This window comes from Pseudomonas sp. Sample_9, assembly GCF_004307535.1.
Taxonomy (GTDB): domain Bacteria; phylum Pseudomonadota; class Gammaproteobacteria; order Pseudomonadales; family Pseudomonadaceae; genus Aquipseudomonas; species Aquipseudomonas mercuritolerans.
In genome coordinates this window covers 21,490-28,205 of the sequence record NZ_RAZO01000050.1, presented here as the reverse complement: position 1 = coordinate 28,205, position 6,716 = coordinate 21,490, and the positions used below count along the sequence as shown (strand labels likewise).

At 62.4% G+C, this 6,716-nt stretch carries 8 protein-coding genes and 1 pseudogene; 5 read left to right on the top strand and 4 right to left on the bottom strand.

The window, feature by feature from the left end:
- Positions 1-515 (top strand): methyl-accepting chemotaxis protein (locus D6877_RS03240; protein ID WP_241662843.1); only part of this gene is annotated, 515 nt, incomplete at its 5' end.
- A gap of 200 nt (positions 516-715) precedes the next feature.
- Here D6877_RS03240 and D6877_RS03235 read toward each other — a convergent pair.
- Genes D6877_RS03235 through D6877_RS03220 form a run of 4 tightly spaced genes read right to left on the bottom strand, consistent with a single transcriptional unit; the run spans position 716 to position 3,317 of the window.
- Positions 716-2,029, bottom strand: a complete 1,314-nt coding sequence (locus D6877_RS03235) for a sensor histidine kinase (RefSeq protein ID WP_130909831.1) — start codon at positions 2,027-2,029, stop codon at positions 716-718.
- On the bottom strand, positions 2,026-2,694 hold the full coding sequence (locus tag D6877_RS03230) for a response regulator transcription factor (RefSeq protein WP_016775412.1): 669 nt from the start codon (positions 2,692-2,694) through the stop codon (positions 2,026-2,028). Before D6877_RS03230 ends, D6877_RS03235 begins: the two co-directional genes overlap by 4 nt.
- Positions 2,695-2,697: 3 nt before the next feature.
- Complete coding sequence (locus D6877_RS03225) at positions 2,698-3,009, bottom strand: PepSY domain-containing protein (protein WP_016775413.1); 312 nt, start codon at positions 3,007-3,009, stop codon at positions 2,698-2,700.
- Positions 3,009-3,317, bottom strand: a complete 309-nt coding sequence (locus D6877_RS03220) for a PepSY domain-containing protein (protein ID WP_016775414.1) — start codon at positions 3,315-3,317, stop codon at positions 3,009-3,011. Before D6877_RS03220 ends, D6877_RS03225 begins: the two co-directional genes overlap by 1 nt.
- A 292-nt stretch (positions 3,318-3,609) precedes the next feature.
- Here D6877_RS03220 and D6877_RS03215 point away from each other — a divergent pair, with 292 nt between their 5' ends.
- The 4 genes and pseudogenes from D6877_RS03215 to codB all read left to right on the top strand — a co-directional run bounded on the left by D6877_RS03215 (position 3,610) and on the right by codB (position 6,707).
- Positions 3,610-4,689, top strand: coding sequence for a patatin-like phospholipase family protein (locus tag D6877_RS03215; RefSeq protein ID WP_130909830.1), 1,080 nt, complete (start codon positions 3,610-3,612; stop codon positions 4,687-4,689).
- An 85-nt stretch (positions 4,690-4,774) separates the two neighbouring features.
- Complete coding sequence (queD, locus tag D6877_RS03210) at positions 4,775-5,131, top strand: 6-carboxytetrahydropterin synthase QueD (protein WP_007915588.1); 357 nt, start codon at positions 4,775-4,777, stop codon at positions 5,129-5,131.
- Positions 5,128-5,244: pseudogene (locus tag D6877_RS29795) on the top strand (metal ABC transporter ATP-binding protein); the annotation flags it as partial. The gene queD and the pseudogene D6877_RS29795, both read left to right, overlap by 4 nt.
- Before the next feature lie 191 nt (positions 5,245-5,435).
- Positions 5,436-6,707 carry a cytosine permease gene (gene codB / locus D6877_RS03200; protein WP_056791386.1) on the top strand — a complete coding sequence of 424 codons (1,272 nt, stop codon included), beginning with the start codon at positions 5,436-5,438 and terminating at the stop codon, positions 6,705-6,707.
- Positions 6,708-6,716 lie beyond the last annotated feature (9 nt).

The window sequence follows — 6,716 nt, the reverse complement described above, 5'->3', positions numbered from 1 at the left end:
TCGGCACGGTGCTGGAAACCATCCGCGCCATCGCCGAGCAGACCAACCTCCTGGCGCTCAACGCCGCCATCGAAGCCGCCCGTGCCGGTGAAGCCGGACGCGGTTTTGCCGTGGTCGCCGACGAAGTGCGCAACCTCGCGCGCCGCACTCAGGAGTCGGTGGAGGAAACCCGCCAGGTCATCGAGCAATTGCAGAACGGCACGCAGGAAGTGGTCGGTTCGATGGGCAACAGCCATCGTCAGGCCCAGGGCAGCGTTGAGCAGGTGGGCCAGGCGGTGACGGCGCTGCGGCAGATCGGCGATGCGGTGACCGTGATCAGCGACATGAACCTGCAAATCGCCAGTGCTGCCGAAGAACAGAGCGCGGTGGCTGAGGAGATCAATAACAACGTGGCGACGATTCGCGATGTGACCGAATCGCTGTCCGGGCAGGCGAATGAATCGGCGCGCGTCAGCCAGTCGCTTAACAGCCTGGCGAATCAGCAGCAGCGGTTGATGGATCAGTTTCGCGTTTGACAAGTGCGGGGTGTCAGTTGCAATCCCCCCTCACCCCAGCCCTCTCCCCCCAAGGGGGGCGAGGGGGAAAGGGAGCCGATCTTCATGCCATTCAAGTCCTGAGTTCGACTCGGATTTCAAGTGGATGCATCTCTCAAGAACAACACAATCAGTCCCCTCTCCCTCTGGGAGAGGGTTAGGGTGAGGGGCTTTTCAAGGGCTCACCGCCGAGGCAGTTCAATCACCACTTTCAACCCGCCCCACTCGCTTTCGCCCAGCACCAGCAAGCCACCCCACGTATCGACAATATCCCGCACGATCCCAAGGCCGAGCCCATGCCCGTGGGTCTGCTCATCCAGTCGCGTGCCACGGCTGAACACCTGAGTGCGCTGCTCTTCGGGAATCCCCGGGCCGTCATCTTCCACGCTCAAGGCAAAGCCGTCAGACCTTTCGATCACACCCAAGCGCACCTCGGCATCCGCCCATTTGCAGGCGTTGTCGAGCAGGTTGCCGAGCAGTTCCAGCAAGTCCTCGCGGTCCCACGGCAGCTGCAAGCCCGGCGGTGCGACGTAGCTCAAGGCCAAATGCTCGCCGTGAATCATGTTCAAGGTCGCCAGCAACCCCGGCAACTCGGCATCGCAATCGAACAACGCGCCGGGCAGCGCATCCCCGGATAACCGCGCGCGATTGAGTTCGCGATTGAGGCGCTGCTGCACCTGCTCCAATTGCTCCTTGAGAATTCTGCGCAGCTCGGGATGGTCATCGAGCTTGGCGCTGGAGGCCAGGCTGAGCAGCACCGCCAGCGGGGTTTTCAGCGCGTGGCCGAGGTTGCCCAGGGCATTGCGCGAGCGCTTTAGGCTGTCTTCGGTGTGGGCGAGCAAGTGGTTGATCTGCGCCACCAGCGGCTCCAGTTCCACCGGCACCTGATCGTCGAGTTGCGAGCGCTGGCCCTGCTGCAACTGAGCGATCTGCTCGCGCGCGCGCTCCAGCGGTTTCAGCGCGCGGCGCACGGTCAGGCGTTGCAGGAACAGGATCAGCAGCAACGCCGCCAGCCCCAGGCCGAGGCCGATCTGGCGCATGCGCTGGAAACTGTCGCTGACCGGCGTGTAATCCTGGGCGACGCTGATCGAGATCGACTGACCGAGGCGCCGGTAGTCCGAGCGCAATATCAACAAGCGTTGCCCGTCCGGGCCAAGTTGCAGATTGCTGTGCAGCCCCGGGTGTTGCAGCAGCGGCAGTTCCTGATCCCACAGCGAGCGCGAACGCCAGTGGCTGTCGGAGAAATCGATGCGAAAGTAATGCCCGGAAAATGGCCGCTGATAGGCCGGCGACAGATGCCGCTCATCCAGTTGCAAACCTTGCGGGCCGCGCACCAGCGCCACCAGCAGGCTTTCGCTGTCGTTGCGCAGGCCGGCTTCGAGGTAGCGCTGCAAACCAACTTCGAACAACCACAGGCTGGTTTGCGCCAGCACCAGACCGACGATCACCATCACACTGATCAAACCCAGGCTCAAACGGCGCTGGATTGATCTCATGAAGCTTGCCCGCCGAACAGGTAACCCTGGCCGCGACGGGTTTCGATGACGCTTTTGCCGAGCTTGCGCCGCAGGTGATTGACGTGGACCTCGAGGACGTTGGAGTCGCGCTCGGTCTCACCGTCGTAGAGGTGTTCGGCGAGGTGGCTTTTCGAGAGGATCTGTTCCGGGTGCAGCATGAAATAGCGCAGCAGACGGAATTCAGCGGCGGTCAGCTGGATGTCGGCGCCATCGCGAACCACGCACTGGCGGCCTTCGTCCAGATGCAGGCCGGCGGCTTGCAGGGTCGGCTGGTTGGCCTGGCCCTTGGAGCGGCGCAACAGAGACTGAATGCGCAGGTACAGCTCTTCCGGGTGGAACGGTTTGGTCAGGTAATCGTCAGCGCCGGCCTTCAGCCCTTCGATGCGCTCGGCCCAGGAATCGCGCGCGGTAAGGATCAGCACCGGAATCGCCAGACCGGCGGCGCGCCACTGCGCCAGCACGTCCAGCCCCGGTACGCCGGGCAGGCCGAGGTCGAGGATGATCAGGTCATAGGGCTCGCTGCTGCCCTGATACACCGCGTCACGGCCATCGGCCAGCCAATCCACTGCGTAGCCTTGGCGTTGCAGGCCGGCGAGCAGTTCGTCGGCCAGCGGTACGTGGTCTTCCACCAGAAGCAAACGCATCGATCAATCTTCCTTGTCTTTGACTAACTCGCCGGTATCGGCCTTCAAGTGCAGCTCGCGCGCCACGCCTTCGACCGTCAGCAATTCGACTTCGTAAATGTACACGTCGTGTTTTTCTTCCAGCTCGACTTCCAGCAGTTTGGCGCCGGGGTAGCGATCCATGGCCTGCTGCAGCACTTGCTCCAGCGGCAGGATCACGCCATCGCGACGCAGGGCCAGCGCCTCGTCCTGATCGAGGTCGCGAGCCATGGCCGTGCTGCACAACAACACCAGCGCCAGCGCCGTGAGGCGGGTGGCGCGACTATTCAGCTTCATTACGTATCCTGATGATCCCTGAGCACTTCACCATCGACCGCGTTCAGTTCCAGATCCCACTTCAGCCCTTTCGGGTCGCGCAGTTCGATCTGGTAAATGAACTTGCCGTACTCTTCCTCCAGCTCGGTTTCGGTGATTTCCGAACCGGGGTGTTTTTCCAGGGCGATGGCGTTGAGCTTCTCGAAGGAGACGATAGTACCAGCGTCGCGCAAACGAAGCGCTTCGTCAGGACCGAGATCGCGCGCCAGCGCAGTGTTGGCGCCAAGGCCGAGGATCGAGGCAGTGGTCAGAGCAGTCAGGGTTTTCATGGGTGTCTCCGAATTCTTATATGTTGCTTACGGTGGGCACCATAGCGGGGTCAACTTAACTGAAACTGAATGGCCATCATTGTGCCCCATTGCTGGCAAGGTCCCCTGTGGGAGCGAGCCTGCTCGCGAAGGCGCAGTGTCAGCTGCAACGATGTTTCTGACCCACCGCTTTCGCGAGCAGGCTCGCTCCCACACTGGTTTTGCGTCTGCCCCGTTTGTGGGACAGGGTCACTCCTGCATGGGCCTGCAACATGTGCTTATAATCGCCAGCTTGCTAACGATCGAGACCGGTATGACCGCCATCCACATCAAGTTTCCCGCCCTCACTCTCAAGGCCGGCCCGCGGGCCATGGCGCGGATTCGTGCGCAGGGATTGCACGCCGCTGACGTCGGCACCCTGCCCGGTGCGGCCGGTGGGCCGAAGGCGTTGGGGATTCAGGGGCTCGATCTGGCGTTGTTCGGCGAGTGGCTGCCGAGTGCGCCGCGTGAGCGTTCGCTGATCGGCGCCTCGGTGGGTTCCTGGCGCTTCGCCAGCGCCTGCCTGCCGGACGCCGCCGAAGGCATTCGCCGCCTCGGCCAGCTCTACGCCGAGCAGAATTTCAACAAAGGCGTGAGCATGGCCGAGATCAGCCAGAGCTCGCAGCGCATGCTCAACGACCTGCTCGACGGCCGCGACGCGAGCATCCTCGAAAACCCCGATTACCGCCTGAACATCATGGTGGTGAAAAGCCAGGGCCGCCTCGCTGAAGACCATCGCGGGCGCCTCGGTCTGGCGCTGGGTTCGGTGATCGCCGACAACCTGCGCGGTCGTGCGCGGCTGTCGCGGCACTTCGAACGGCTGATCATCCACGATCCGCGCCTGGCCCCGCCGCTTGATGCCTTGACCGATTTCCCTTCACGCTTCGTTGCCCTCAACACCGGCAACCTGCGCCAGGCCCTGCTCGCTTCCGGATCGATCCCGATGGTCATGGAAGGCGTACGCGACCTGCCCGGCGCCGGCGCGGGTACGTTCCGCGACGGCGGTTTGCTCGACTACCATCTCGACCTGCCCTACAGCGGCGACGGTATCGTGCTCTATCCGCACTTCACCGATCGGGTGATTCCCGGCTGGTTCGACAAGACCCTGCCCTGGCGCCGCGCTTCGGTGCAGCGTCTGCAGGATGTGCTGCTGGTCGCGCCGTCGAAGGAATATCTGGCGCGCCTGCCCTACGGCAAACTGCCCGATCGCAACGACTTCAAACGCTTCATGGGCGATGCGCCGAGCCGGCAGAAATACTGGCACACGGCGATGGACGAGAGCCGCCGACTGGGCGACGAGTTTCTCGAACTGACGGCCAACGGTCGCCTCGCCGAGCGCTTGCTGACCCTTTAGTCAGCACGGCCAAAGACAAGCTGATAAACTCGCCGCCTGCCCGAATCGCTGCGGCGAACGCCATCTGAACAGAGCCGAAAATACCGTGGAAATCTTCAAAGAGTTTACTTTCGAATCCGCCCACCGCCTGCCGCACGTCCCGGACGGCCACAAGTGCGGACGCCTGCACGGTCACTCGTTCAAGGTCGCGCTGCACCTGAGCGGCGACCTCGACCCGCACACTGGCTGGATTCGCGATTTCTCCGAGATCAAAGCGATTTTCAAGCCGCTGTATGAGCGTCTTGACCACAACTACCTGAACGACATTCCCGGCCTGGAAAACCCGACCAGCGAAGTATTGGCCAAATTCATCTGGAATGAGATGAAGCCATTGTTGCCGGAACTCAGCGCGATCCGCATTCATGAGACGTGCACCAGCGGCTGCATCTATCGCGGCGAATAAGCAACACACATCTCCCCGCCCCTGTGGGAGCGAGCCTGCTCGCGAAAGCGTCGTTCCAGTCAATTTATTCGGTGACTGACACTCCGTATTCGCGAGCAGGCTCGCTCCCACAAGAGTCCGGCGCCAGGTTTGACTCATCTGCCGTGCACATCACAGGCTCGCTCCCACATTGGGCTCCTGGTGCATTAAGTGCACTGCTTTCGCGCTGAAAACCCCAGTCGCGTCTCCACATTCGGTCACTTGCGTCGCTTGGCACGACCGCTGCAACCCTTCTGCGTCTTCCCCTTCCAGCAAGGACTGCCCCATGACGCAGAACGCCTCCGGCAACGATTACCCGCTCAGTGAAGTGCCGATGCACGCGCGCAAAGGCCTGGCCTCGACGGCGATGGTGTTACTGGGCTTCACGTTTTTCACTGCGACCATGTTTGCCGGCGGCAAGCTCGGGGTCGCGTTCGGTTTTGCCGAGATGATGGCGGTGATCATTGTCGGCAACCTGTTGCTCGGTCTGTACGCGGCAGGGCTGGGTTACATCGCCTTCAAGAGCGGCCTCAATTCGGTGCTGATGGGCCGCTTCTGTTTTGGCGAAGTCGGCAGCAAGCTCAGCGACCTGATCCTCGGCTTCACCCAGATCGGCTGGTACGCCTGGGGCACGGCGACGGCAGCGGTGGTGATCGGCAAGTATTTCAATCTCGATGAAAGCACCGTGCTGGTCCTGATGGTGCTGTTCGGTCTGGGCTTCTGCGCTACGGCGTACATCGGCTATCGCGGACTGGAAATTCTCTCGTACATCGCGGTGCCGGCGATGATGTTGCTGCTGATGCTGTCGATGTGGGCAGCGACCGTGAAGGTTGGCGGCTTCGAAGGCTTGCTCAGCGTGGTGCCGAGCGGTTCGCTGGACTGGTCGACAGCGATCACCCTGGTGTTCGGCACCTTCGTCAGCGGCGCGACCCAAGCCACCAACTGGACGCGATTTTCGCGCTCGGCAAAAGTGGCAGTGCTGGCCAGCCTGATCGGTTTTTTCATCGGCAACGGCCTGATGGTGCTGATCGGCGCATATGGCGCGATCGTCTATCAACAGCCGGATGTGGTTGAAGTGCTGCTGTTGCAGGGCTTCGCCATGGCCGCGATGGCCATGCTGTTGTTGAACATCTGGAGTACGCAGGACAACACCATCTACAACTTCGCTGTCGCCGGCTGCAACCTGCTGCGTACCGGTCGGCGCAAGACCGTGACCCTGGGCGGCGCGGTGATCGGCACCCTGCTCGCCCTGCTCGGCATGTACGACATGCTGGTGCCGTATCTGATTCTGCTCGGCACGGTGATTCCGCCCATTGGCGGGGTGATCATGGCTGACTTCTTCTACCGCTGGCGCGGGCACTATCCGCGCCTGGCCGACGCACGGTTGCCGGCGTTCAACTGGCCGGGGCTCGGGGCCTACGGCGTTGGCACCGTCGCTGCGTTCAGTTCGCCCTGGGTCGCGCCGCTGGTAGGCATTGCCGCTGCCGCGCTAACGTATGTCATCGTCACCGGTGTGCTCGGCGCCCGTCGCGTCAGCGCACCACTACAAGACCTATAAAAGGATTTG

Bases quoted from the DNA above. Each gene is read 5' to 3' on its own strand.
- D6877_RS03230 (WP_016775412.1), bottom strand. From the start codon at position 2,694: ATGCGTTTGCTTCTGGTGGAAGACCACGTACCGCTGGCCGACGAACTG.
- codB (WP_056791386.1), top strand. From the start codon at position 5,436: ATGACGCAGAACGCCTCCGGCAACGATTACCCGCTCAGTGAAGTGCCG.
- D6877_RS03225 (WP_016775413.1), bottom strand. From the start codon at position 3,009: ATGAAGCTGAATAGTCGCGCCACCCGCCTCACGGCGCTGGCGCTGGTG.
- D6877_RS03235 (WP_130909831.1), bottom strand. From the start codon at position 2,029: ATGAGATCAATCCAGCGCCGTTTGAGCCTGGGTTTGATCAGTGTGATG.
- D6877_RS03220 (WP_016775414.1), bottom strand. From the start codon at position 3,317: ATGAAAACCCTGACTGCTCTGACCACTGCCTCGATCCTCGGCCTTGGC.
- D6877_RS03215 (WP_130909830.1), top strand. From the start codon at position 3,610: ATGACCGCCATCCACATCAAGTTTCCCGCCCTCACTCTCAAGGCCGGC.